The sequence below is a fragment of the Paenibacillus tritici genome (assembly GCF_013204885.1).
GTDB lineage: Bacteria > Bacillota > Bacilli > Paenibacillales > Paenibacillaceae > Paenibacillus_AQ > Paenibacillus_AQ tritici.
Genome location: NZ_JABMKX010000017.1, coordinates 92020 through 115896 on the forward strand (window position 1 = coordinate 92020; position 23877 = coordinate 115896).

Annotated in this window: 19 protein-coding genes; 17 read left to right on the forward strand and 2 right to left on the reverse strand. The window is 53.7% G+C overall.

Annotation, left to right across the window (positions count from 1 at the left end; all coding sequences use genetic code 11):
• Positions 1-74 precede the first annotated feature (74 nt).
• The 13 genes from HQN87_RS25565 (at position 75) to HQN87_RS25620 (ending at position 16390) form a co-directional block, all read left to right on the forward strand.
• On the forward strand, positions 75-1028 hold the full coding sequence (locus tag HQN87_RS25565) for a radical SAM protein (protein WP_173139095.1): 954 nt from the start codon (positions 75-77) through the stop codon (positions 1026-1028).
• A gap of 98 nt (positions 1029-1126) precedes the next feature.
• Positions 1127-2161, forward strand: coding sequence for a bile acid:sodium symporter family protein (locus HQN87_RS25570; protein WP_216857454.1), 1035 nt, complete (start codon positions 1127-1129; stop codon positions 2159-2161).
• A gap of 337 nt (positions 2162-2498) precedes the next feature.
• Entirely contained in the window at positions 2499-4532 is a 2034-nt protein-coding gene (locus tag HQN87_RS25575; protein ID WP_173139096.1) for a methyl-accepting chemotaxis protein, read from the forward strand.
• A 507-nt stretch (positions 4533-5039) separates the two neighbouring features.
• Entirely contained in the window at positions 5040-5312 is a 273-nt protein-coding gene (locus HQN87_RS25580) for a CD3324 family protein (RefSeq protein ID WP_173139097.1), read from the forward strand.
• A 159-nt stretch (positions 5313-5471) separates the two neighbouring features.
• Positions 5472-6491 carry a phosphotransferase enzyme family protein gene (locus tag HQN87_RS25585; protein ID WP_173139098.1) on the forward strand — a complete coding sequence of 340 codons (1020 nt, stop codon included), beginning with the start codon at positions 5472-5474 and terminating at the stop codon, positions 6489-6491.
• A gap of 119 nt (positions 6492-6610) precedes the next feature.
• Positions 6611-7915, forward strand: a complete 1305-nt coding sequence (locus tag HQN87_RS25590; RefSeq protein ID WP_173139099.1) for an ABC transporter substrate-binding protein — start codon at positions 6611-6613, stop codon at positions 7913-7915.
• A 93-nt stretch (positions 7916-8008) separates the two neighbouring features.
• The gene (locus tag HQN87_RS25595; protein ID WP_254075667.1) at positions 8009-8902 is read left to right on the forward strand and encodes a carbohydrate ABC transporter permease; all 894 of its coding nucleotides are present in this window, start codon (positions 8009-8011) and stop codon (positions 8900-8902) included.
• On the forward strand, positions 8903-9736 hold the full coding sequence (locus tag HQN87_RS25600) for a carbohydrate ABC transporter permease (protein WP_173139100.1): 834 nt from the start codon (positions 8903-8905) through the stop codon (positions 9734-9736).
• Between the two features lie 141 nt (positions 9737-9877).
• The gene (locus tag HQN87_RS25605) at positions 9878-11545 is read left to right on the forward strand and encodes a family 43 glycosylhydrolase (protein ID WP_173139101.1); all 1668 of its coding nucleotides are present in this window, start codon (positions 9878-9880) and stop codon (positions 11543-11545) included.
• Positions 11546-11590: 45 nt separating this feature from the next.
• Complete coding sequence (locus HQN87_RS25610) at positions 11591-12907, forward strand: ABC transporter substrate-binding protein (protein WP_173139103.1); 1317 nt, start codon at positions 11591-11593, stop codon at positions 12905-12907.
• A 29-nt stretch (positions 12908-12936) separates the two neighbouring features.
• Positions 12937-14097 carry a sensor histidine kinase gene (locus tag HQN87_RS32510; protein ID WP_254075668.1) on the forward strand — a complete coding sequence of 387 codons (1161 nt, stop codon included), beginning with the start codon at positions 12937-12939 and terminating at the stop codon, positions 14095-14097.
• Positions 14098-14748: a sensor histidine kinase gene (locus tag HQN87_RS33120; protein WP_367272804.1), complete on the forward strand. Its 651-nt coding sequence runs from the start codon at positions 14098-14100 to the stop codon at positions 14746-14748.
• On the forward strand, positions 14741-16390 hold the full coding sequence (locus tag HQN87_RS25620) for a response regulator (protein WP_173139104.1): 1650 nt from the start codon (positions 14741-14743) through the stop codon (positions 16388-16390). Before HQN87_RS33120 ends, HQN87_RS25620 begins: the two co-directional genes overlap by 8 nt.
• 409 nt (positions 16391-16799) lie before the next feature.
• Here HQN87_RS25620 and HQN87_RS25625 read toward each other — a convergent pair whose 3' ends face one another.
• Entirely contained in the window at positions 16800-18077 is a 1278-nt protein-coding gene (locus HQN87_RS25625; protein ID WP_173139105.1) for a histidine--tRNA ligase, read from the reverse strand.
• Positions 18078-18363: 286 nt separating this feature from the next.
• On the opposite strand from HQN87_RS25625, the gene HQN87_RS25630 reads away from it, so the two are divergent.
• From HQN87_RS25630 to catA, 3 genes are all read left to right on the forward strand, one after another.
• A complete protein-coding gene (locus HQN87_RS25630; RefSeq protein WP_173139106.1) occupies positions 18364-19017 on the forward strand; it encodes an HD domain-containing protein in 654 nt (217 codons plus the stop codon).
• 90 nt (positions 19018-19107) lie between these two features.
• Complete coding sequence (locus HQN87_RS25635) at positions 19108-20559, forward strand: DEAD/DEAH box helicase (RefSeq protein ID WP_173139107.1); 1452 nt, start codon at positions 19108-19110, stop codon at positions 20557-20559.
• Positions 20560-20755: 196 nt separating this feature from the next.
• Positions 20756-21415, forward strand: a complete 660-nt coding sequence (gene catA / locus HQN87_RS25640; RefSeq protein ID WP_173139108.1) for a type A chloramphenicol O-acetyltransferase — start codon at positions 20756-20758, stop codon at positions 21413-21415.
• Positions 21416-21721: 306 nt separating this feature from the next.
• On the opposite strand, the gene HQN87_RS25645 is transcribed toward catA, so the two are convergent.
• Entirely contained in the window at positions 21722-23437 is a 1716-nt protein-coding gene (locus tag HQN87_RS25645; protein ID WP_173139109.1) for an ABC transporter ATP-binding protein, read from the reverse strand.
• Positions 23438-23660: 223 nt separating this feature from the next.
• On the opposite strand from HQN87_RS25645, the gene HQN87_RS32115 reads away from it, so the two are divergent.
• Entirely contained in the window at positions 23661-23765 is a 105-nt protein-coding gene (locus HQN87_RS32115) for a YjcZ family sporulation protein (protein ID WP_211723001.1), read from the forward strand.
• Positions 23766-23877 lie beyond the last annotated feature (112 nt).

The window sequence follows — 23877 nt, forward strand, 5'->3', positions numbered from 1 at the left end:
CGAGAGCAAACCTGTATAATTCTATAGGTTGACCTTACAATTGACGTTTCAACAAATAGGGAGGACTATAGAGGATGAGTACGAAATATAAAGCACTGGAACTGGATAAGCCGATGACCTATGAGCTGGAAGGGCTGGAAGTCGGAGTAACCTCGAACTGTAATTTCCGCTGTGATTATTGCTGCGCTTATAATAGAAATGATGGTCAGACCCTTGACGGTAAGGAAGTCATCCGCATTCTGGAGGACCTGCCCAATCTGAAGCGCGTACGCCTCTCGGGCGGAGAGGTTACATTGAAATTTCAGGATTGCGTGGATATCGTGGCATACTGCACCTCCCGCGGGATTCAGACCCAGTTGAACTCGAACGGCAGTCTGCTGAATGAAGAGCGCATTGGTCAACTGGTAGACGCAGGCCTGACAACAATCCATATTTCCTTCAATTTCACCACCGCCGAAGGCTTCTCGCGGTATTATAATATTCATCCGAGTGTCTATCACAAGATCAGAAAGAACATCACGATGTTCGCCACAACCAAGGTGAATGTGGTGCTGGAGACGCTGCTGTTCAATGAGACGCAGGATCATATGCAGGAGATCAGTCAGCATGTCTACTCCATGGGCGTAAGAACGCATGAAATCCAGAACAGTATCATTATGGGGCATACCGGCTGGAAGGCGATTGCGGCCCGTGAGCAGCTGAAGAATGCCGTCAATGAGCTGATTGCCCGCAAACCGGAGGATACCACGCTCTACTTCACCTGTATGGACCGTTTCATGGAAGCTATGGGCTTCGAGGAGCAACCGGGCGTCTACTTCCCGCATTGCATCGAAGGCATGAAGCAGCTGCATCTGCATGGCAACGGTGATATTCTGATCTCCGAGCTGTGCCATCCGGTCATTATCGGCAATATTTATGGCGGTACCTCATTGAAGGATATATATAGCAACATGCCCGCACCGCTTGAAAAGTATCTGGAAAAACGGCCTTGCCCTGCGCTGGATGCCTTGTTCCCGCAAGGCGTGTAGCCCGGCTGCCTGAATTACGGCGGTGGCCGGGCATAATCTAAGAATGGACCGTACGGGCTCCGGCTCTTGACGGCTCACCGGAGAGGAGGAACCCTGACATGTTCAGTGCAGTAAGACGCGGATTAGTGTCATCCAATGTTGTGCTTGAGCGGATTATGCCGCTGCTCACCCCTACAGCGATTGTGGTCGGTGTGCTTAATGAGGCGTCGCTGCTCCCGCTAACCTGGCTGGTGCCATGGACTTTTGCCGCTATGACGCTGATTGGCAGCCTGAAGTCTAATTTCCGGGATCTGCTCGCTGTACTGGTCAAGCCACAGAAGCTGCTGGTTCTGTTGATCATTCTGCATATCGTGATGCCGCTGATCGGCTGGCTGGCGGCTATGCTGTTTTTCCCGGGCGATCCTTATACGGTTACAGGGTACGTGCTGCTTTTTGCGATTCCAACCGGTGTGGTCAGCGTGGTCTGGGTGTCCATGCATGGCGGGAATATCGCTCTTACACTCGCGCTTATTCTGATTGATACGCTGCTCTCACCGCTGATCGTGCCGGGTACCCTGTACGTTCTGATGGGGGCCAGCGTACAGATTGAGATCGGTGAGATGATGCGGGGCCTGCTCTGGATGGTTGTGCTGCCTTCGGTGGCGGGGATGCTGCTGAATCAGGTCAGCAAAGGCAAGATCAGCGCGGCCTGCGGCCCGCCGCTTGCCCCTCTGGTCAAGGTAGGATTGTTCATCGTGGTGTCGATCAACGGTGCCAGCATTGCCCGGTATCTGAAGCATCCCGACGGCAAGCTTGCCCTGATTATCGCGGTTACCTTCGTTACGGTCGCGCTCGGCTATGTCATTGGTGCTGTAGTCTCGCGCCGCCTGCACTACGATCATGCGAGCGCTGTGGCCGTACAGTTCAACTCCGGGATGCGCAATCTCAGTGCAGGTGCGGTACTGGCCGTTCAGTATTTCCCGCCCTCTGTTGGTCTGCCCGTCATCTCCGGCATGCTGTTCCAGCAGATTCTGGCCGCCTGCTCCGGCATGTTCATCCGCAGCAGAGCCAGACGCCTGCAAGAGAGCAGCCAGTCAGCAGATCCGCTGGTTGCCTCAGCCCCGGCAGGGCAGCAGGGGCACGCTCTAGAATAGAACCCGTTATGCGAACCCGCTTTTCCCTGTTCATGCCGTTATATGCGGCCCAAGGGAACGGCGGGTTTTAGTATGCAAATTAATCTATCATTCGACAAAATTCGATATTATTTCTGGGTATTCTACATGAGACATTCATTAATTTCGGGGGGAATCCGATAATAATTGTAATATAAGGTATAGTTCTAAGTTTCGTAGCTATAGAAGAGGCACTAATCTGGAGACAACAGCGGCTGGAAGTCCAAATGTTCACCGCAGTGACGATGAAGCTTCAAGTTAAACTCTTAAGTGCGTCTTATATACTGGTTGAGAACAGGGCGGAAGGAAGTTGAGAATAATGAAGATTCGTATGAAGTTATCGGTTATGATGATTGTCGTTACACTTATTTCTACAGCATTAATGGGGATTTTTACGTATACCAAATCCACCGGTACCATCATGAATTTGACCGAATCTTCCATGGCACAGGTCAATACCAACAAAGCGCAGACCATTGGGGCCATGATTGATAAAGAGAAGCGCAGTATACAGCTGGTTGCGGGTGAGAGCGAGATTGTGCAGCTTTTGCTTCAGGAGGGCAAGGGCGGATTACCCGGCGGAGACACTCTGCGGAATGAAGTGAATGTGAAGCTTCAGGGCTTGGTGAAGGACGCAGGCAACCTTGAGCATTTGTTTGTAGTCGATCTGAAGGGAACGGCAGTAGCGGACAGTGATACCAAGCTGATCGGTGCGAACTTCAGCGATAGAAATTATACGAAAAATGTGTTGAAGACAGGTGCGCCTGTAATCAGTGAGACATTGAAATCCAAGTCAACCGGGGCTTACGTACTGGCCTTTGTCCATCCTGTGAAAAACGGGGACCAGATGATCGGATTCGTTGGTGCGGCGGTCAATGCGAACAGCCTGATCACCTATCTGGCTGATGCCAAGGTGACCAATGCCCCTTCCTCTTATGCCTATCTGGTAGACGAAACCGGGAATACATTGTTCCATCCTGACGGGGAGAAGATCGGTACAGCCGTTGAGAACGAATCCATTAAGGCAGTTGTAGAGCGGGTGAAGGCGGGGGAGAAGGTGCCGGATGGGGATGTGCAGTACACCTTCAACGGGGCCAAGAAACAAGCCGCCTACACCGTGCTTCCAGAGACGAATTGGACATTGGTATTGACCGGGGATGTGGACGAGGTGCTGCAGCCGGTGAATGAAATGACGAACTTCATTATGCTGCTCGGCTTGGGAAGCCTGCTGCTGACCCTGCTGATAGGAACAGCGGTGGCCACCCGGATCTCTTCACCGATCATCAAGCTCACAGAGCTGGTGAACCGTACTGCGGAGCTGGATCTGAAGTATGACAACCAATATGAATATTTGACCAAAAACAAAGATGAGACCGGAACCATTGCCAAGGCCATGTTCCATACCCGTGCGGTCCTGCGGGAGATGGCCGGAAGCCTGATCGGGATCTCCTCCAAGGTGCTGGACAATGCGGAGACCCTGGAGAAGCTGTCGAACGAAGTCAGAGAGAATGCGCATGATAACTCAGCCACTACCGAGCAGTTGTCGGCAGGCATGGAGGAGACAGCGGCATCTACCGAGGAGATGACGGCGGCCATTCACGAGGTTGAGAACTTTGTCAGCATGATCTCCAGCAAGGTAAAAGAAGGCTCCGGCGTATCCAGCCAGATTACGGAGCGGGCCTTGGCCCTTCAGCATGATGCGGTGACATCCACCGAGAACGCGAAACAGATCTATGACTCGGTCCGCGGGGAGATGCAGAAGGCGATCGAGCAATCGGGAGCGATCCACGAGATTAATCTGCTGGCCGATACGATTCTATCCATTACCAGCCAGACCAATCTGCTGGCCCTCAATGCAGCGATTGAAGCGGCGCGGGCAGGCGAGGCTGGACGGGGATTCGCAGTGGTGGCCGGTGAAATCCGCAAGCTGGCTGAGAAGTCCTCCGAGACGGCAGCCGGGATTCAGGATGTAGTCAAGAATGTATATTCCTCCGTAGAGCAGATGACCCGGCATTCCGAAGCCGTGCTGACATTCATTGATAAGAATGTGCTGGGCGATTATGAGCGTCTGACCGAGGTCAGCCAGCAGTATAACAGTGATGCATCTACGATTAATGAGCTGATGAGCCAGTTCGAGGAGTCAGCCGATCACCTGAACGAGACCGTCTCCAGCATTGCTATCGCCGTTAATGAAGTCGCGGCTACCGTGAATGAAGGGGCAATCGGGGTGCAGGATATCGCCGAGAAGACGGCGGAGATTGTGGAGAAGACCTTCCATGAGGCCACTATGGCCGATGAGAATACGCAGAGCGCCAAAGAGATGCAGCTATTGGTAGAGAAGTTCAAAATCTGAGCCGGTTTCAGGAGATCTTTACCTGGGCTTCATCTGATTTTAAGCTTGGGGGGGTATAGTAGCCACATACCCCCCTTTAATATAATCTTTGACCCCGCCGGACGCTGGCGGGGTCCTTTTTTTTCTATATAAGAAGCACTAAAGAAATAAACAAAAAGCAAAAGAAGCGGCCGTAAGTCCAAATGTTCACCGCAGTGACGACGAAGCTGCAAGTTTAAAACTTAAGTGCGTCTTATATAGTAGAAATGGCTACACCGTCCGTAGAATTTTTGCGGGAAACGGGAGGTTCAAGTATACTATAGTCAATATAAGACAGGTCAAATATGGAAGGAGGACACTTCATGAGAAGATTAATGCTCAGCTCTACGCAAAGTCTATGGACGACATCGCAGTGGTTGTTGTGTAGAGCTGACAGGAAGTCTCCGCTGCAACGATTTGCCGGATAAGCGTCTGTTCTATAGACTTTGCTGCCTTTATAAGTTCAATACTTAAGAGGAGCGGAGCTATATGAAATATGTAAATGCGGATCTTGTACTGCCGCAGCGGCTGCTGCAGGAAGTACAGAAATATATGCAGGGCGGGATGCTCTATATCCCGAAGCCCGCGGGCCAGCGCAAGCGGTGGGGGGAGAACTCTGGCGGCAGAACCTATCTGGCCGCCCGCAACCAGTCCATCCGTGAGCACTATGCCAGCGGACTAAGCGTAACCGAGCTGGCCGGGCAATTCTGCCTGTCGGCCGACAGCATTAAGAAGATTGTATATGGAAGCAAGCGGATATGAATTGGAAGGGGCGGTCCCAATTAGTCATCTCATGACTTTTGGGACCGCCTTTTCCACTTGTGTGCAAAAGTTAGGTTACACCTGTTTATTATCTATGCCCGTTGACAGGGCCGAACCTATAATATATGCAGACAGCTATATTAAGGGAGGCAAGAAAAGATGGGGATAGAGGGTTTAAGCAGCAGAATTGAAGGTGATTCATCACAATCTACATTAGCAGCAGCAAGAAATATTGTACTGCGCGCGCTCAAGGAATATGAATTAGATTGGACCAAGATTGAATATATCGGGCAATCCGATAGTGTCACCTTCAAGATTGAGACGGAAACGGCGGGGAAGCTGCTGCTGCGGATTCATGGCGAACGGAGCAGCCGGGCAGAAATTCTGTCGGAGCTGGAATGGCTCAGATATCTCAGTCAGACAGCAGGTGTGGATGTTCCAGAAGGAAGGGTGAGCTCCAGCGGCAGCTATATCCTGGAGACTGGTGGAGAGGAACAGCTTCACTATGTAACCGTAATGCGCTGGGTGGAAGGTGAACATGCCGAGGGCAATCTGCCGGATGAGCATGTCTTCGCCACGGGAGCCATGCTGGCCGGGATGCATGAAGCGGGCGAACAGTTTGTTCCTTCTGCGGATTTCACCCGTCCGGCCTGGGGGGCTGACAGCTTCAGGGCGGAGTGGACCAAGCTGGAGAAGCATCACGCGGCTATGGTATCTGAAGAACAATGGAAGCTCTATCAGGCTGCTGCGGACAAAATCCTGAATGAACTCGAAGCCATGCAGCCGCAGGCCGGCAATTATGGCTTGATCCACGGTGATCTGCACAGCGGCAATGTGGTGTTCGCTGAGGGCAAGCCGCGGGCGATTGATTTCGGCCGCTGCGGCTACGGCTTCTACCTGTATGATCTGGCTGCTGCTCTGCTGGAGCTGTCCACGAAGCAGCGCAGCAGACTTATTGAAGGTTATCGCAGTGTGCGCACACTGGAAATGGAATCGGATTATGAACGGAAGCTGGAATGCTTTTTCGTCATGATCATGATCGGCAACTACAGCCATCACATCGTACATCCGGCTGAAATTCCCGGTTTGCGGGAGGAACAGCCGTATGCACTGGCCTATCTTAGAGAATATCTGGCCGGCTCCCGTTTTCTGTTCAAGAGGATTGAACCTGCCTTGTAATCTGTAAATATGTCCATTGATCCTAGTCTGAGGACATTTTGTGATCTCCCCCGAAGCGGTAACATGAAGACATCAAAGAGCGACCAGCTTTGAATCACCGATAAAAGGGGAGTACACAAATGAAGCGATCCATGCAAAAAGTAACATCACTATTACTGATGGTTATGATGCTGGCATTGGTTGTAACCGCTTGCGGCGGAAACAACGCTAAGAACAATGGTGTTAATGCCGGAAACAGCGGCAAGGAGACGCAGGCAAGTGACAGCGGCAGCGGCAAGAAGACAGAGCTGCTATTCTGGTCACCCTTCTCCGGCTCGGATGGCCCGTTCATGAAGAAAATCGTAGATAAATACAACAGCTCCCAGGATAAATACAAAGTGAACTTCGTAATCCAGCCCAATGGTGAGTATTACAAGCAACTGGATGTTGCGCTCAGCACCGGTAAGGAACGGCCGGACCTGATGATTATGCATGTGGATCAGGTGCCGACCTATCAGAGCAAGGATCAGCTGCAGCCGGTGGATGAGCTTGCGGCGGCAGCCGGCATTAATCCGGGTGATTTTGCCGAAGCGCCGGTTAAATACGCGACCATCGACAGTAAGCTGTACACGATTCCGCTCGACATTCATCCGGTGGTCATGTACTACAACAAGGATCTGTTCGAGAAGGCAGGGGTCACAGCACCGCCAACCAACCGTGCTGAATTCGACGCCACTGTACTGAAGCTCACCGATAAAGGCAAAGGGGTCTACGGTTATGTAGTACCTACCCTCTGGCCGCAGCAGTTCATCTTCCCGTCGCTAGTCTGGCAGAATGGCGGAGAACTCTGGAACGGGACGGATGTAGCCTACAATTCTCCTGAAGCAGTAGAAATGGTGCAATGGCTGCGCGATATGGTAGACAAGGGCGTCTCCCCGGCCAATGTGCAGCAGGACGGCGAGAACACGTTGTTCCTGCAGGGCAAGAATGCGATTCAGTTCAACGGACCCTGGATGAAATCACAGTTCGATGAAGCCGGACTCAACTATGGCGTAGCCGTAATGCCGCAGATCGGCACAGCGAAGCAGGCCATTTATGCAGGCTCCCACGGCTTTGTGGTTCCGAAGGCTGTGACAGACAGCAATACGCTGGCCGGCATCGGTGATTTCCTGAAATATGTCTCCGGCAACTCGCTGGATTGGGCTGAATCCGGTCAGGCGGTCGCTTCCAAAACCGTTATGGACAGTGCAGAATTCAAGGCGATGGAGTTCCAGAGTACGGTATCGCAGAGCTTCTCCTCTGTACAGTTTGCACCGAATGTGCTGAACTGGGGCACTATTGTTGAGCCGGTGTGGAGCGAGCTGAGCAATGCCATCCTCGGCAAAAAATCACCGCAGCAGGCCATGGATGATGCGGTCTCCAAATCCCGTCAGGCGATGAAATAACCAGCGAGATGATGAGATCATTCTGGTAAGCGAAAGCGGGGAGCGCATCATCGCTTCCTGCTTTTCCCTATACGAGGAAATGGAGGGACTCCTTTGAAAAGCACATGGACTTCACGCTTCACCTCATTTCTGTTCATTCTGCCCTATCTTGCAGCCTTCGGAATGTTTCTGCTGTTTCCGATTCTGTACGGTGTTGTGATCAGCCTGCAGGACTTTGAGCTGCTGTCTGACGCTCATCCCTTTGTGGGGCTGCGCAATTATATTACGATTTTCACCCCGGGCACGCATGAGAACAGCATATTCTTCCGCGGCTTGTGGACCACCTTCCAGTTCGTCTTATATTCTGTACCGCTGTTAATTGTGGCAGGGCTGGGTATGGCGATGCTGGTCAATGCGCTGCCGGCGAAGCTCCGGGGGCTGTTCCGGACGTTCTACTTCCTGCCCTACGCGCTGTCCGCTTCCGTAATGGCCGTGATCTGGCTGATGATGTTCGATACGAATGCCGGATTCATTAACAGCCTGCTGCAAAAGCTGGAGCTGACCGGTATTCCGTGGCTGACGGCTACTCCATGGGTCTGGCTGGCGCTGGTGCTCACGACACTCTGGTGGACCATCGGGTTCAATATGATTATTTTTGTCAATGCGCTCAACGAGGTGCCGGAGGATTATTACGAGGCGGCTGCCATTGACGGGGCGGGTGCCTGGAACCGGTTCATGTCGATCACACTGCCTACGATCCGGCCGGTCATGCTGTTCGTCATGATCACCTCCACCATCGCGTCCTTCAATATTTATGCCCAGCCGTTCCTGCTGACGCGCGGGGGTCCGGGAGACACCACCAAGGTGCTGCTGATTAATGTGCTGGACCAGGCATTCGTGCGTAAGGATATCGGTTCGGCTTCCGCGATGGCGATTCTGATGGCGCTGCTGATCATGATGGTGTCTATCGTGCAGTTCCGTCTTACGAACCGGAAGGAGAAGGTGTAAATGGGTAGAACCCGAAGAATAGGCCTGCTGCTGCTGGCCAGTCTGATTGCGCTGTTCGTGCTGCTGCCGCTGGTCTGGATGTTGTCCACGGCGTTCAAAAATGACTTCGAAGCCCTCTCCGGGCGGATGAACTTCCTGCCGCAGAAGCCTACGCTTGATAATTTCGTTCAGGGGCTGAGCGGGGAGCTGATGAATACACCGATTCTGCGCTGGATCGTCAATTCTTTATCGGTGGGCATCGCGGGTACGGCAATCGTGCTGCTGATTGATTCGATGGCGGCGTTTGCCCTGGCCCGGCTGCCGGATCTGCCGCTGCGCCGTACGCTGCTGTCCATGTTCATTGCCTCGCTGATGATTCCCAGCGTGCTGACCTTTCTGCCGATGTACATTGAGTTCAATACGCTGGGGCTGATCAATACCTATCAGGCCTTGATTTTGCCCGCTACCGCCGGGGCGTTCGGGGTGTTTCTGCTGTACCAGTTTTTTGTCTCCTTCCCGAAGGAGATCGAAGAAGCGGCCCGGATCGACGGGGTGAACAAATGGAAGCTGTATACCCGTATCCTGCTGCCTTCTGCCGTGCCGATCATGATGACGCTGGGCATCTTCACCTTCATGGGAATCTATAATGACTTCGTCTGGCCGCTGTACGCGACCACCTCGCCGGAGATGCGGACAATCACCGCAGGAATTGCCATGATGGCTACCGGAAGCTACACCCAGAGCTACGGGAAATTAATGGCCATGACGACCATCGCAGCGCTTCCGGTGCTGATCCTCTTCATCGCCGGGCAGAGGTCGTTCGTTAAAGCGATCACCAGCTCGGGTGTGAAATAGCGGGTTCCCTAACTTTGAGAGGAGCAGCAAATGAACAAGATATCAGCGAAATCGCAGAAGGCATGGACGGGTAAGAACCCGCGTAGAATAATCTGCTCCATCGCGGCGGCTCTGCTATTGATACTGGCGGGAGGTGCATATATGTTATTACAGCACAACAATGGCGTAACGGATGAGGTCTACAAAGGGCACGGCGGAACCTTTAAGAACACGCTGGCTGAGATAGATACGCCTGATCCGAGCGTGATTTACAGGGAGGGGTATTATTATATGACCTTCACCCATAACGGAACGGATATTATGGTGATGAAGTCACGCACCCTCGATTTCCGCCAGGCGGAGCGGAAGGTGGTGTGGTATCCCCCGGCGGAAACAGCCTATTCTGCTAATCTCTGGGCTCCCGAGCTTCAGTATATCCGGGGGAGCTGGTATATCTATTTCGCCGCAGATGACGGAAGGAACGAGAATCACCGGATGTATGTGCTGCAGGGTGACAGCGGTGATCCGCTGGGCGGCTATACCTTCAAGGGCCAGGTCACCGACAGCACCAACAAATGGGCGATCGACGGGCTGGCGATGGAGGCGGACGGAGAACTGTATTTCGTCTGGTCCGGCTGGGAAGGGGAGATGAACGCTGCGCAGAATACCTATATTGCACCGATGAGTGACCCGCTGACGATCAGCGGACCGAGGGTGCTGATTAGTGAACCGCTGCTTCCCTGGGAGCAGGCCGGAGGCCCGCCTTATATCAATGAAGGCCAGTCTGTGCTTCAGCGTGACGGCCGTGTCTTCATAGTCTATTCCGGTGCGGGAAGCTGGACTCCGCATTATAGTCTGGGCATGCTGGCGCTGAAGCCCGGCGGCAATCCGCTGGAAGCGGCAGACTGGATCAAGTCGGAAGAGCCGCTGCTGGCGATGGACGAAGCCGCCGGAGTGTACGGACCGGGGCATAACTCATTCACGGTGTCGCCGGATGGCAGCGAGCAGTGGATTGTCTATCACGCCACCACAGGGGCGGCGGACGGGTGGAACAACCGCAAGGCACGGGCCCAGCGGGTTAGCTGGGACAATGAGGGGCTGCCGGTGTTCGGCAAGCCGCTGCCGCTGAGCGAAGCGCTTAACGTTCCTTCGGGAACGGGCGTGTTCCGGGCGGAGTCAGCTGTCCGCAGCGGGAACCGGCTGGAGTTCCCGTCTCTGCCGTCCGCAGTGGATAGCGGCACTCCGCTGCTGGTGCATTATGTGAATTCGGGCGGAGAAGCTGTGGAGGCGCTCTTGTCAGTGAACGGCGGGCTGCCGTCAACGCTACACCTGCCGCCATCCGGCGAGGGCCAGGCGGGTTATGCCTATCTGAGTCTGCCGTTCGCCGCAGGGAAGAATACAGTTGCTATTGAATGGCCGGAGGGAGCAGGGGCTGAAGTGCAGGCGATTGAAATTCCGCGGTATGAGGGCGAGGCCCAGTCGCTGGAGGGGGAAGCTGCTGCTGAAGACAACCCGTATGCCTCAGGCGGTGCGGTGGCAGCCTTAAGCGGCAGCGGGGCAGCGCTGCGCTTCGGCAATATCCAGGTCCCGCGCAGTGGAACCTACACGGTGACGTTAGCAGTCCTGAATGCTTCGCCGGATGCGAAGCTGGAGGTATCCGTGAACGGGGCGCCGGAGACGATATCTCTCCCCGGGCGGAAGGAACGGAACCAGCCCGCATTCATGGAGCTGAAGCTCAAGTTACAGAGCGGAGAGAATGAGATCATTCTTTTTGACAGACAAGGCAGCTTCGGTATAGATTATATGGATATATGGCAGAAGAGTGAATGAACATGACAGACTCATAGATTGTGAGCAAGACGGGGGCCTGAACATATGAGAGAGACAGGACGCTTTGGCGGACCCAGACGGAATGGACTGGTTACGCTTACAATAATACTGCTGGCGGTTGTACTGGTGCTGGGGGGCTGCGGTGCAGCGCGGGAAGAAGAGCCGCCGGCACCTGCCGCCCAGCCGGTAATCCTGGAGTACTGGACACCGTTCAGCGGTGGAGACAACATCTTCATGACTGAGCTGGTGGAGCAATTTAACCGGGAGCATCAGGAGATCCGGCTGGATCAGATCAACTCCCGGCTGGATGATTATTATTCCCGGCTGCGCACGGCGATTCTGTCCGGCAATGCACCGGATCTGGCTATTATCCATGCCACCAATCTGCCGCAATTCGTGCAGAACGGATATATCGAACCGCTGGACGGACTCGCTGCGGATACCGGGCTGGACTGGGGCCAGTTCAATGCCAAAATCGCCGGGTCTACCGTCTACGAAGACGCCCATTATGCCGTACCGTTGGATACGCATACCTTGGTGCTCTATTATAACAAGAAATATTTAAGAGAGGCCGGGCTGCTGGATGCTGAAGACAAACCGTTGATCGGGCAGGGAGAACAGGGGTTTACCGCATTCCTGCACAAGCTGAAGGAGGTTGTCCCGCCCGGTGTCGCTCCGCTGGCTCTGCCCAGCACACGGATTGATTCCGTGTGGTTATGGTGGAGCCTGTATAATCAGATGCCGGGCGGCGGTGTCTTTTACAACCCGGAAGGCACGCAGGCGGTCTTTAACAACAGAGCCTCTCTTCAGGCGCTGAAGTTCGTGGACAGTCTGTATCAGCAGGAGCTTATTCCCCCGGATATTAATGATGCCTTTAAGCTGTTCTACGACGGTCAGGCGGCGGTGCTGATTACCGGGGTGTGGGGAACCGGCGCTTTTGAGAAGGATGAGCAGCTGGAGCTGGGGGTTGTGCCGGTCCCGGTCATTTATGACCATCCTGCAGTCTGGGGAGATTCGCATACGCTGGCTATTCCGGCCAAAAGTGAGATGAGTGCAGAGAAACGGAAGGCAGCTATGGTCTTCGCCCGCTGGGCCGTGGAGCATGGAGTGATGTGGGCGGAAGCCGGCCATGTGCCGAGTTCGCTTAAAGTAACCGGGAGCGAAGCTTATTCAGCGCTGAAATTCCGCAGTGATTATGCCAATACCGCCAACTCGGTAGTCTATTGGCCGAGAAATATGAAGCAGTGGAGTATCAATGAAGAGATTATCCGGCAGTTTGAAAAGATGATCTACAAGGAGCAAAGTCCGGAGCAGACGCTGCAGCGGGCAGTGGACAGCATTAACCTTCAACTAAAGAAATGACGGTAATGGGATCAAAGGGGAGAATGCGGTTGAAATCATTTCGCGGCTGGTTCAGGAATCTGGCACTTGCGCGTAAGCTTATTCTGATCAATGTGGTGTTCATTGTGCTGCCGCTGGGACTGACGGGCTATTTCGCCTTCGCCCGTTTCACTGAAACCACGGAGCGCAAGGTGGGCGATTATCAGCTTCAGACGCTGAAGCAGCTTACCCTGAACATTGATACCTATATGAATGAGCTGAACCGGCTGACCGTAATGCCCTACCAATATCCGAAGGTTACCGAATATCTTGCCACGAAGCGTGCCCCCGGTGAACCCTTAACACTGGATGAGATCAGCGGACTCAACAGCTTCGTCACTCAGGTGTTTCTGAACGGCCGGGTGGATATTCTGGGTGTTTCCCTATACGGGACCGGCGGAGCCTCCTATGTGGTCATGCCCGAGAGCCAGTATGTGACAACCTATAAGCTGGATGAGAAGGTTAGCTGGCTGAATAAGTTCAAGGGTCACTACGGGCAGCCGGTGTATGTTGCCACGCATGACTTAAGTGCAAGCGGCGGGAATGTCTACCAGGCCTTCTCCATTGTCCGGGAGCTGCGCAGCTTCGATGACGGCGTGACCCTGGGGTATATTGTCATTGATGTGGACCCCAAGTTCATCCGGGAGATTCTGTCCAACGTCAAGCTGGATGCCAAAGAGCTGCTGTATATTACGGATGACTCCGGCAATCTTGTCACCGGCAAGGAGCATGGGCTCCCCCTGGAGGCGTCTGCCGTCACTCCCGGCCAAGCCGGCGAGGGGGTTAGCCATGTGAAGTCAGAGGGGGAAGGGCTGCTGGTCGCTCATGTGACCTCTGAGGTTACAGGCTGGACTACAGTGGGCGTTGTGCCTGTGTCCAGTCTAATGCAGGATACCGAGGTTCTGCGCACCTACATTATTCTCATTGGCATCCTCTGTGTAGGTCTGGCCCTGCTGCTGTATGTCTTCATCGCCTACCGGATCACCCAGCCGCTGCGCAAGCTGAGCCGGCTGATGCGGGGTGTTGAGCGGGGAGATCTCAGCAAGGCTTTTCCGGTAAGCGGTACGGATGAAGTGGGACTGCTGGGCCATTCGTTCAACGGCATGATTGCCAAGCTGAGCGAACTGGGCTATCTGCTCTATGAGACGGAGATCCGGGAGAAGGATGCGTAGATTGCCGCGCTCCAGAGTAAGATCAACCCGCATTTTCTATACAATACACTGGGCTCTATCAGTATGTATGCCGAGCTTGAGGGCAGTCCGGAGATTATTACGATGTCCAACAATCTGAGCAAGCTGCTGCGTTACAGTCTGAGCGGACGCAAGGAGCATGTGACTCTTCAGGATGAGCTGGACCATGTCAGCGGGTATATGGCCATCCAGCAGATGCGTTATGAGGAACGGATTCAATTCAGCATGACCATTGAGCCTTCCCTGCTGGGCTGTGAGGTTATCCCGCTGATGATCCAGCCGCTGGTAGAGAACGCCATTAACCATGCGCTGGATAAAGGGATTGGCCGGGGCAAGATTACGCTGACCGCAAGCAGCAGCAGCCGGGTCCTCAGAATCACCGTGGAGGATGACGGGATCGGCATGAATGCGGAAGCTCTGGAGGCGCTCCGGCTGCATCTGCGGAATACGAAGGAGCTCGGCGGACGTTCAGGCAACGGGCTGCTGAATGTTCACCGCCGGATTGTGCTGCATTACGGGGAGGAATATGGCCTGTCCCTGGAGAGTATGCCGTATCAGGGCTTCAAGGCAGTGCTTAAGCTGCCGGTCATTAACCATCAGGGCAGAGCAGGGGGGGATGACGGAGTTGCCTAGAATACTGATTGTTGACGATGAATCGGTCTTCCGCAAAGGACTGCGCAAAATGATTACCAGCCTGGACGGCAACTGGGAGGTAGTCGGTGAAGCCAGCGACGGCTATGATGCACTCGACAAGCTGGCCGAGCTGTCTCCTGAAGTGCTGCTCACCGATATCCGCATGCCGGGAATGGACGGAATCCAGCTGCAGCAGCTGGCCGGGGGGCGGTTCAAGGATCTGATGACCGTCGTGGTCAGCGGTTATGATGAATTCGCCTACGCGCAGCAGTCGATGCGCCAGGGGGCGAAGGATTATCTCATGAAGCCGGTTGAACGGGAGGAGCTGGGCCGTGTACTGGAGAGGCTTGGGCGGGAGCTGGCCGAACGTAAAGCGCAACCGGTGCGCAATGAGGAGCCTTGGCAGGTTCAGCCCCTGCTGAAGCGGCATGTGGCCGCGCATCTGACGGAGAGTCTGCTGAAAGGCAAAACGAAAGATAGTGACCTTGAGCTGCTACGTGAGATGGGCTTCTTGTTCAGCTCCCCCTATTTCATCTGCATGGTGATCAAGCTGGATAAATATTCGGTGGAGAAGGAGCGTTATCTGCGGGGAGATGCCTCTTTGTTCCTTCTGTATATCCAGCAGGTCGTCCAGGAAATGATGGACCGCCAGACCAAGGGGATTAGCTTCGTGCAGTCAGACACCGAGGTGGTGGCTGTGCTGAATACAGCAGACCCGCAGCAGTTCTTATCCGCACCGGGAAGCCTGGGCGACATGATCCGCAGGCAGATCCGTTCCTTGTCCAACCTGACGGTGACCATCGGGGTCAGTAATCCGGCGGAAGGGCTTGCGGGGATTCCGAAGGCATACAACGAAGCCGGAATCGCGCTCTTGTACCGGTTGATCGAAGGCGGTGACAGGCTGCTGGATTATGCTAAAATGACGGAGCGTCCCCACTCCGGCAGCGGACCCCTGAAGTGGTCCTGGGAGCTGCTGGAGAAGTCGATTACCGGCGGCAGGGCCGCCAGTATAGGACCGATTGTCGAGCAACTGATTGAAGAGCTGTGCAGCATGGCGGAATCACCGGAGAGCATTCACCAGCAAATCTGCAAGCTGCTGCTGTACTACTACGAATTGTCCGAGGAGCTTGATGTTACCGAGTCATGGCTGGGGTCCAAGGATATCCGCAAAGTGCTGTTCGACGTATGCAGCCTCTCTTCCCGTCAGGAGCTGGCCGAGAAATGCCGCGGATTGTTAATCACGCTGACCGGCTGCATAGCGGCATCCAGAGCAGCGAAGGATATCGATCCGGTAACCGCCGCCCAGCGCTATATTTCGCTTCATTACTACCGTCCGCTTAGCCTCAAGGAGGTAGCGGATGAAGTGTTTCTGAGCCCGGTGTATTTCAGCAATCTCTTCAAGCAGAGAACCGGTGTCACCTTCATCGAATTTCTGACACATATCCGGATGGAAGAAGCCCGTAAGAAGCTGGCTTTTACCGATGAGAAGATCCACAGCATCGCGGAAGAGACGGGCTTTGGCAATGTGCGCCACTTCAACCGCGTGTTCAAGAACAGCAGCGGTCTCTCGCCCAAAGAATACAGGGACAGCACACGGGCGGTGCAAGCGGCCTCAATGGATAGCAAGGGCGCTGAAACCTAAGATGAAGCAATAGAGCATGATCTAAATAAGGAATTTACAACGTGCGAATATCCGGGTCAGTAATTTATCAGCGGCAACCGGGTGAATTTGAACGGGGAGTGGAACAATGCACGCGCTCCGGGCCCGGGCTAATGGGATTCCTGCATAAAATGCAACATTGCACATTCCCCGGGCCCGAGCTAATGGGATTCCTGCATAAAATGCAACATTGAACATTCCCCGGTGCTGATCTGATGGAATTCCTGCCCAAATTGCAACAATGTATGTTCCACAGGTACTAATTGGATGGGATTCCTGCAATAAGTGCAACAATGTGCGTGCCCGGGGCCAAACTTACGAAACATCCTGCAAAAAGTACAACATTTAGCTATCGGCATCAATAACTTGAGACTGGTGAGAGGCCTCGGAGTCACCCCGTAATCAGCTGAACCGCCTCCGTCACTGTAACCAGCCTCTCGCTCCCCAGCTCCATGTCCTTCAGCCGCAGCTTCTCCTCAGCGGCTTCGTTCTCCCCAACCATAATGACATAGCGGATGCCCTTGGCTGAAGCTGCGGCCAGTGTTTTTTTGAGCTTGCGCGTGCCGGTGTCCACGCCTGTGCGGATGCCTGCGGCCCGCAGGGCAGCGGCAGCAACCAGAGCCTGCGGCAGATATCCGCCGACGGGAATAATCAGGACACCGGAACGTTCCGTCGTATCCGCCGGGCGTTCGCCCAGGAGGGCCATGATCGACTCCATCCCGAAGGAGATGCCGACTGTAGGATACTCTATATCGTCGCGTCCGACGAGCTTCCCGATGATAGCGTCATATCTGCCCCCGCCGCCGAGACTTGAGGGATAGCTGCCTGAAGCATCGAAGATTTCATAGACGGTCCCCGTGTAGAACGACAGCCCGCGTGACAAAAAAGGATCGAAGACGCACACATCCGCAAGGCCAACCGCATCAATCAGCTGCTGCAAGGCTACTACCTCAAGCGTACCGGGATGCCCGTCCAGCTTATATCTCTCCACCAGTTGCGCGAACCCCGGATTCTCCAGCTCCAGCAGCTCCGAAATCAGCCGAACCGTCTCAGCAGTCAGTTTCTTGTCCGTCAGCTCTGCCAGCACCCCGCCGCTGCCGATTTTGGCAAGCTTGTCGAGCGTCAGCATTACGGAGAGCTGCTCCTGTGGCGGAACGCCGACCGCTCCGAGAATCTCGCCCAGGAAGCGGCGGTTGTTCCACTTCAGCACCACCGGGATATCCAGTCTGCTGAAGACCTCCGCAGCCAGCTGCATCAGCTCGGCTTCAGCCTGCGGACCGGCGATGCCGACCACATCAGCGTCACATTGCAGGAACTCGCGCAGGCGGCCTTTTTTGACCGGACCATCGCGGAACACCTTGCCGATCTCGTAGCGCCGGTATGGGAACGTAATCCCCGGATTCAGGGCAATCACCTTGGCAAAAGGGATCGTCAGATCGTAACGCAGCCCCAGCCTGCGCCCGCCCTGATCCGTAAGCTGGTACATCTCGCGCAGAATCTCATCGCCCCCGGCATATTTGGAGGTCAGCAGCTCCAGCTCATTAAGCAGTGTCGTATCCATCGACTCGAATCCGTATAGCTCGAACAGCTCCTGAAGGGTAGTCTTAACCTTCTGGCGGATGGCCTGTTCGCGGCCGAAGTAATCGTAGGTTCCTCTAATATTTTGCATCGTTAGCAGCTCCCTTGGTCTATAGTTTCGGTATAATAAAAAACGCGCCGGACCCCGTGGTCCCGCGCGCTTCAATATGCCGCAGGGAGGTCAAACGCGAAATGCGCTAGCCCTCCCTGAATGAATTCAGGTGTGCTAACGCTGCTTGTGATGATGAAGTTGATTCGGTATGATGGACAGGCGGTTCATGTGAATCAATCCCTTCAGCTTTTGATTACAGCACATTATAGCGGATCAGGAGCAGCAGCGCAAGACCTGCATTATTAGTCATAAAGGAGCAATTAGAATGGATTATATACATCTCATAACGGCGGCAGAGAATTTCGCCAAAGAGCAATTAGGCCAGGATACCACCGGCCACGACTGGTTTCATACCGACCGGGTACGGAATACAGCCGCTCTGATCGCAGGGATGGAGGGAGCCAATGTGGTAATCTGCAGTATAGCGGCGCTGCTGCATGATGTGGCTGACGAGAAGCTGAATCCCTCCAAGGAAGCAGGCCTGCTCAAAGTCCAGACTTGGCTGGCCGCACATTTGCCGGATGAAGCTGTCTGCAAGCAGATCATGGAGATCATCGAGACGATGTCCTTCAGCGGCGGCGGGGGAGCTCCGATGTCTACACTGGAAGGACAAATCGTGCAGGATGCGGACCGTCTGGATGCACTGGGGGCAATTGGCATTACGCGGACAATGGTTTTCTCCGGAGCGAAGGGACGTCCGGTCTATGATCCCAAGATCCCTCCCCGGGACGAGTCGCTGAAGGAAGAATACCGTGATTATTCCAAAGGGACGGCGGTCAACCATTTTTATGAGAAGCTGCTGAAGCTGAAGGATCTTATGAACACTTCGTACGGGAAGCAACTGGCGGAGGAGCGCCATCAGTTTATGCTGGTTTTTTTGGAGCAATTTTATAAGGAATGGAATCAAGGGGCAGAGTAGGTGTTATAATGAAATAATGCGTAAGATGGATGGAACGCGGGAGACCCCGCCTGAACCGGAACAATCGGCATAGAAGAGGTAGAATATAATATGAGTGAAGTACAAGTACAGTTTAGTGATTATGGTCTGAGTGAGGAGATTACCCGTGCGCTGGAGGTTCTGAAGTACGTGGACCCTACGGAGGTGCAGCGGAAGGTGATTCCGGTGGCGCTGAAGGCGCGCGATCTGATCGTCAAGTCGCAGACCGGCAGCGGCAAAACCGCAGCATTCGCCATCCCGCTCTGCGAGCTGGCCGATTGGGCGGAGAACAAACCCCAGGCGCTGGTGCTGACACCGACCCGGGAGCTGGCCCAGCAGGTGAGAGAGGATATTACGAACATCGGGCGCTTCAAGCGGATCAAGGCGGTAGCACTGTTCGGCAAGCAGCCTTTTGCCCCGCAGAAGATCGAGTTAACACAGAAGACGCATGTGGTTGTAGGCACGCCGGGCCGTGTATTCGACCATATCGAGCGCGGGACACTGAATCTTAGCCGGATACAATATCTGGTGATCGACGAAGCGGACGAGATGCTCAGCATGGGCTTCATTGAGCAGATCGAGAAGATCATCAAGCAACTGCCCAAGGAACGTGTAACGATGCTGTTCTCGGCAACACTGCCGGATGTGATCAAGAATCTGTGCCGCAAGTATATGACGGAGCCGGTGGATATTGAGATTGAAGCCAGCGGAATTACGACAGCGTCGATCGAACATGCCCTGATTGAGGTCGTACAAGCTGCCAAGTTCGGGCTGCTCAGCGATCTGCTGACGGTGGAGAATCCGGATAGCTGCATTATCTTCTGCCGGACCCAGGAGCAGGTGAATTCCCTCTTCCGCGGGATGGCCGACCTCGAATATCCAGTGGACAAGATCCACGGCGGCATGGAGCAGGACGAGCGGTTTGAGGTGATGAATGCTTTTAAGCGGGGACAATTCCGTTATCTGATCGCCACCGACGTTGCTGCTAGAGGGATTGATATCGAGAACATCACCCATGTCATTAACTACGATATCCCGCTGGAAAAAGAGAGCTACGTCCACCGCACCGGCCGCACCGCCCGTGCCGGCAAAAGCGGCAAAGCGATCACCTTCGTTACGCCGAATGAACACAAATGGGTCAGGGAAATCGAAGGCTATATCGGCTTCAGTCTGCCAATCATGAAGGCTCCTTCGGAGGATGCGGTGGCTTATGCCAAACCGGCGTTCGATCTGAAGCTGGGCAAGCAGCAGGTCCGCAAAGCCGGCAAAACCGAGGTCATGAACCAGGACATCATGAAGCTCTATTTCAACGGCGGCAAGAAAAAGAAGCTCCGCGCAGTTGATTTCGTCGGCACCATTGCCAAGCTTGAGGGCATTACGGCGGCGGACATCGGAATCATCACGATCCAGGATAACGTCACCTACGTCGATATTCTGAACGGCAAGGGATCACTTGTGCTGCAGGCGATGAAGGAGACGACCGTGAAGGGTAAGCTGCTGAAGTGCCATATCGCCAAAAAATAAGCCGGAGCTGCTGCTAGTGCAGCCGGGTTTCGAACGCTGTCACACGGGCAACAAGGCCGGGGTGGCAGCGTTTTTTGAAATAGTGATGTATGATACAATAATATGAACTCTTTTTAAAGGATGGACTTTATATGAAAAAGTCAGACAAGTCAGCCTCCTAAATCCGGTTTACACAAACATTTAGGAGGCAGAGCCAATGAAATTTAATCTGATTGACAGGGATAACTGGAAGAGACAAGAGATCTTTACTCATTACCTGAACCAGGGTACGACCTTTAGCCTGACAGCAGAAATTGAGATTAGCAGTTTATACCGCAAGATAAAACAACAGGAATATAAGCTGTATCCTGCCCTGCTATTCTTGATGACCTGTGTGGTCAACTCCAATACTGCATTCAGAACGGGGTACAATAGTGCGGGGGAGTTAGGGTATTGGGACAAGCTTGACCCGCTGTATACGATTGCTGACAGTGTCTCGGAATCCTTCTCGGCGATTTGGACGGCTGGCACGAAGGATTTCCAAGCGTTCCACGATTCTTACCTGTCGGATGTGGAGAATTATAAGGATTCCGGGCAATTGTTCCCCAAGACACCGATACCCGAGCATACCTTTTCTGTATCTATGATTCCGTGGACTTCCTTTACCGGATTCAACCTGAATATCAGCAGTAACGGGAATTACCTTCTGCCCATTATTACCGCAGGGAAATTCACGACCATAGGCGATTCCATATACCTGCCGCTGTCATTGCAGGTCCATCACGCTGTCTGTGACGGCTATCATGCAGGATGGTTCATGAACGAGGTCCAGGCAATGGCAGACCGTGCTGAGGAATGGATTAGCGGAATACGATAGAACAATCATCAACGTGAGCGCCTGGGTGGACGCTGCGCGAACGGACCGTTGTTACAATCGCTGTGGTCTCCAGATTTTTTTCATTCCCCTTAGCGGTGAAAATCCGGAGACCAAGGCGAACGCATTCGCTTTTCCACAATCGTTCCGTCCTCTCCGCTGTTTAAGCGGAAAAAGGTTCTTCATATCTTTCTAACCAAAAACAGAAAGCAGCGATTCTCAAATAACGAAAATCGCTGCTTTTTTAACGTTTGAAGCTTTGAGACATATGAGCATCTGACTTGTTCACTCCGGCATTAATAGAAACACCTAAGCATTATACTGCGCCTGATACAGGCGGCTGTAAGTGCCTCCGGCATTGACCAGCTCCTCGTGGCGGCCCTCCTCGGAGATGCCGTCCTCGCTGACGACAACGATCCGGTCAGCATTCTTGATCGTCGTCAGGCGGTGGGCAATGACGAGTGTAGTCCGGCCCACGGACAGGTCGGCCAGTGATTGCTGAATCGCCGCTTCCGTCTCGGTATCGAGCGCCGAGGTGGCTTCATCCAGAATCAGAATCGGCGGATTCTTCAGGAACATCCGGGCAATTGCCAGGCGCTGCTTCTGTCCGCCGGACAGCTTGACGCCGCGTTCGCCGATCACAGTGTCCATACCCTTCGGCAGGCTGTTAATCAGCTCCTCCAGCCGGGCCTGACGGGCAGCCTGCCAGATCTCCGGCAGCTCTGCATCAAGCTTGCCGTAGGCAATATTCTCACGGATCGTACCGGAGAAGAGGAATACATCCTGCTGCACGATCCCGATCTGCTTGCGCAGCGAGCTGAGCTTCATATCGCGGATGTCGATCCCGTCGATGGAGATCGCGCCGCCGGTCACATCGTAGAACCGGGGGAGCAGGCTGCAGATGGTTGTTTTACCCGCACCGGAAGGTCCGACGAAAGCAATCGTCTCACCGGCGTTAACGCTCAGGCTGATATCCTCCAGCACCTTGCGGTCGTCTTCATAGCCGAAGCTGACCTTGCTGAAGCTGATATCCCCGCGAAGCGTTCCAACCTCTACAGCATCCGGTTTGTCGGCGATATCCGGCTCGGTATCAATGACTTCCAGATAACGTTTGAAGCCGGCAATCCCCTTCGGATAACTCTCGATGACAGCATTAATCTTCTCAATCGGCCGGAAGAAGACGTTGGACAGCAGAATGAAAGCGACAAATTCCCCGATTTCCAGCTCTCCCTTGATGAAGAACCACGCGCCGCAGACCATCACGACAATGGTGATCAGACGGGTCATCATATAGCTGACCGACGAGCTTTTGGCCATCAGCTTGTAAGCCATCAGCTTGGTCTCGCGGAACTTCTGGTTGTCCACGGCGAACAGCTCTTTCTCGAATTCTTCATTGGCAAAAGACTGGACCACGCGGATTCCGCCGACATTGTCTTCAATCCGGGCATTGAAGTTCCCGACGTTGCCGAATAGACGGTGATAGGTCTCGGTCATGCTGCGTCCGAAGTGGATAATGACCCAGGCCATAATCGGCACGATGATGAAGGTGATCACGGCCAGCTGGAGATTGATATCGGCCATCAGCACAAATGCGCCGACCAGCGTCATGACGGCAATGAACACATCCTCCGGCCCGTGATGCGCGACTTCCCCGATATCGTTCAGGTCATTGGTAATTCTGCCGAGCAGATGACCTGTTTTGTTGTTGTCGAAGAAGCGGAAGCTGAGCTTCTGGATATGATCGAACATTTTTTTGCGCATATTGGTTTCAATATTAATACCCAGCATATGCCCCCAGTAAGTAACCACGTAGTTCATCGCTGTATTGAGCGCATAAATCCCGAGCAGGGCAACGCAGGCAATCAGAATCAGCGGCCAATCCTGACCCGGCAGCAGATCGTCAATGAATTTATTAACGGCCACAGGAAAAGCAAGCTCCAGCAGACCGGCACCTACTGCACAGGTGAAATCAAGGATAAACAGCTTCTTGTAAGGACGGTAATAGGAGAAAAAACGACGCAGCATCTCTTGTTCACTCTTTTCTGTAATGTGTTATGTATCTGGTTATTGAGATCAATTCTCAATTAAACCTTATTCTTAGGATACTAAAGTGGGTTACACGTTTTGTCAACGGTGAGAAATTATTAAATTGAATATAACCCGGGTATTTCATTGCCGCTACACCCATACCAAGAAGATATTTTATACATATTTTAACAGTGTATCCAAGGGCAAAGGAGGAGTTAACATGAGCGAAAATGTTGGGGGATACGGCGGAGCTTTCACTTCCACTGGAGCGATTCTGGTTCTGTTCATCCTGCTCGTAATCATCTCTAAATCTCTTTGGTGCTAATTTAGCTTGATTTCATGTGTGCGGCCGCTGGTCCTGGAGACCGGCGGTTTTGATTCAGCATCAGAAGAGGTGTCAACCCTCTGGAAGAACTTATATTTGTGCAGCCTCCGCC

Excerpts from the sequence above, each read along its gene's own strand:
- HQN87_RS25605 (WP_173139101.1), top strand. The coding sequence starts at position 9,878 with ATGTTATTACAGCACAACAATGGCGTAACGGATGAGGTCTACAAAGGG.
- catA (WP_173139108.1), top strand. The coding sequence starts at position 20,756 with ATGAAATTTAATCTGATTGACAGGGATAACTGGAAGAGACAAGAGATC.
- HQN87_RS25600 (WP_173139100.1), top strand. The coding sequence starts at position 8,903 with ATGGGTAGAACCCGAAGAATAGGCCTGCTGCTGCTGGCCAGTCTGATT.
- HQN87_RS25610 (WP_173139103.1), top strand. The coding sequence starts at position 11,591 with ATGAGAGAGACAGGACGCTTTGGCGGACCCAGACGGAATGGACTGGTT.
- HQN87_RS25635 (WP_173139107.1), top strand. The coding sequence starts at position 19,108 with ATGAGTGAAGTACAAGTACAGTTTAGTGATTATGGTCTGAGTGAGGAG.
- HQN87_RS25590 (WP_173139099.1), top strand. The coding sequence starts at position 6,611 with ATGAAGCGATCCATGCAAAAAGTAACATCACTATTACTGATGGTTATG.
- HQN87_RS25565 (WP_173139095.1), top strand. The coding sequence starts at position 75 with ATGAGTACGAAATATAAAGCACTGGAACTGGATAAGCCGATGACCTAT.
- HQN87_RS32115 (WP_211723001.1), top strand. The coding sequence starts at position 23,661 with ATGAGCGAAAATGTTGGGGGATACGGCGGAGCTTTCACTTCCACTGGA.
- HQN87_RS25585 (WP_173139098.1), top strand. The coding sequence starts at position 5,472 with ATGGGGATAGAGGGTTTAAGCAGCAGAATTGAAGGTGATTCATCACAA.
- HQN87_RS25575 (WP_173139096.1), top strand. The coding sequence starts at position 2,499 with ATGAAGATTCGTATGAAGTTATCGGTTATGATGATTGTCGTTACACTT.
- HQN87_RS25625 (WP_173139105.1), bottom strand. The coding sequence starts at position 18,077 with ATGCAAAATATTAGAGGAACCTACGATTACTTCGGCCGCGAACAGGCC.
- HQN87_RS25645 (WP_173139109.1), bottom strand. The coding sequence starts at position 23,437 with ATGCTGCGTCGTTTTTTCTCCTATTACCGTCCTTACAAGAAGCTGTTT.
- HQN87_RS25630 (WP_173139106.1), top strand. The coding sequence starts at position 18,364 with ATGGATTATATACATCTCATAACGGCGGCAGAGAATTTCGCCAAAGAG.
- HQN87_RS25580 (WP_173139097.1), top strand. The coding sequence starts at position 5,040 with ATGAAATATGTAAATGCGGATCTTGTACTGCCGCAGCGGCTGCTGCAG.
- HQN87_RS25570 (WP_216857454.1), top strand. The coding sequence starts at position 1,127 with ATGTTCAGTGCAGTAAGACGCGGATTAGTGTCATCCAATGTTGTGCTT.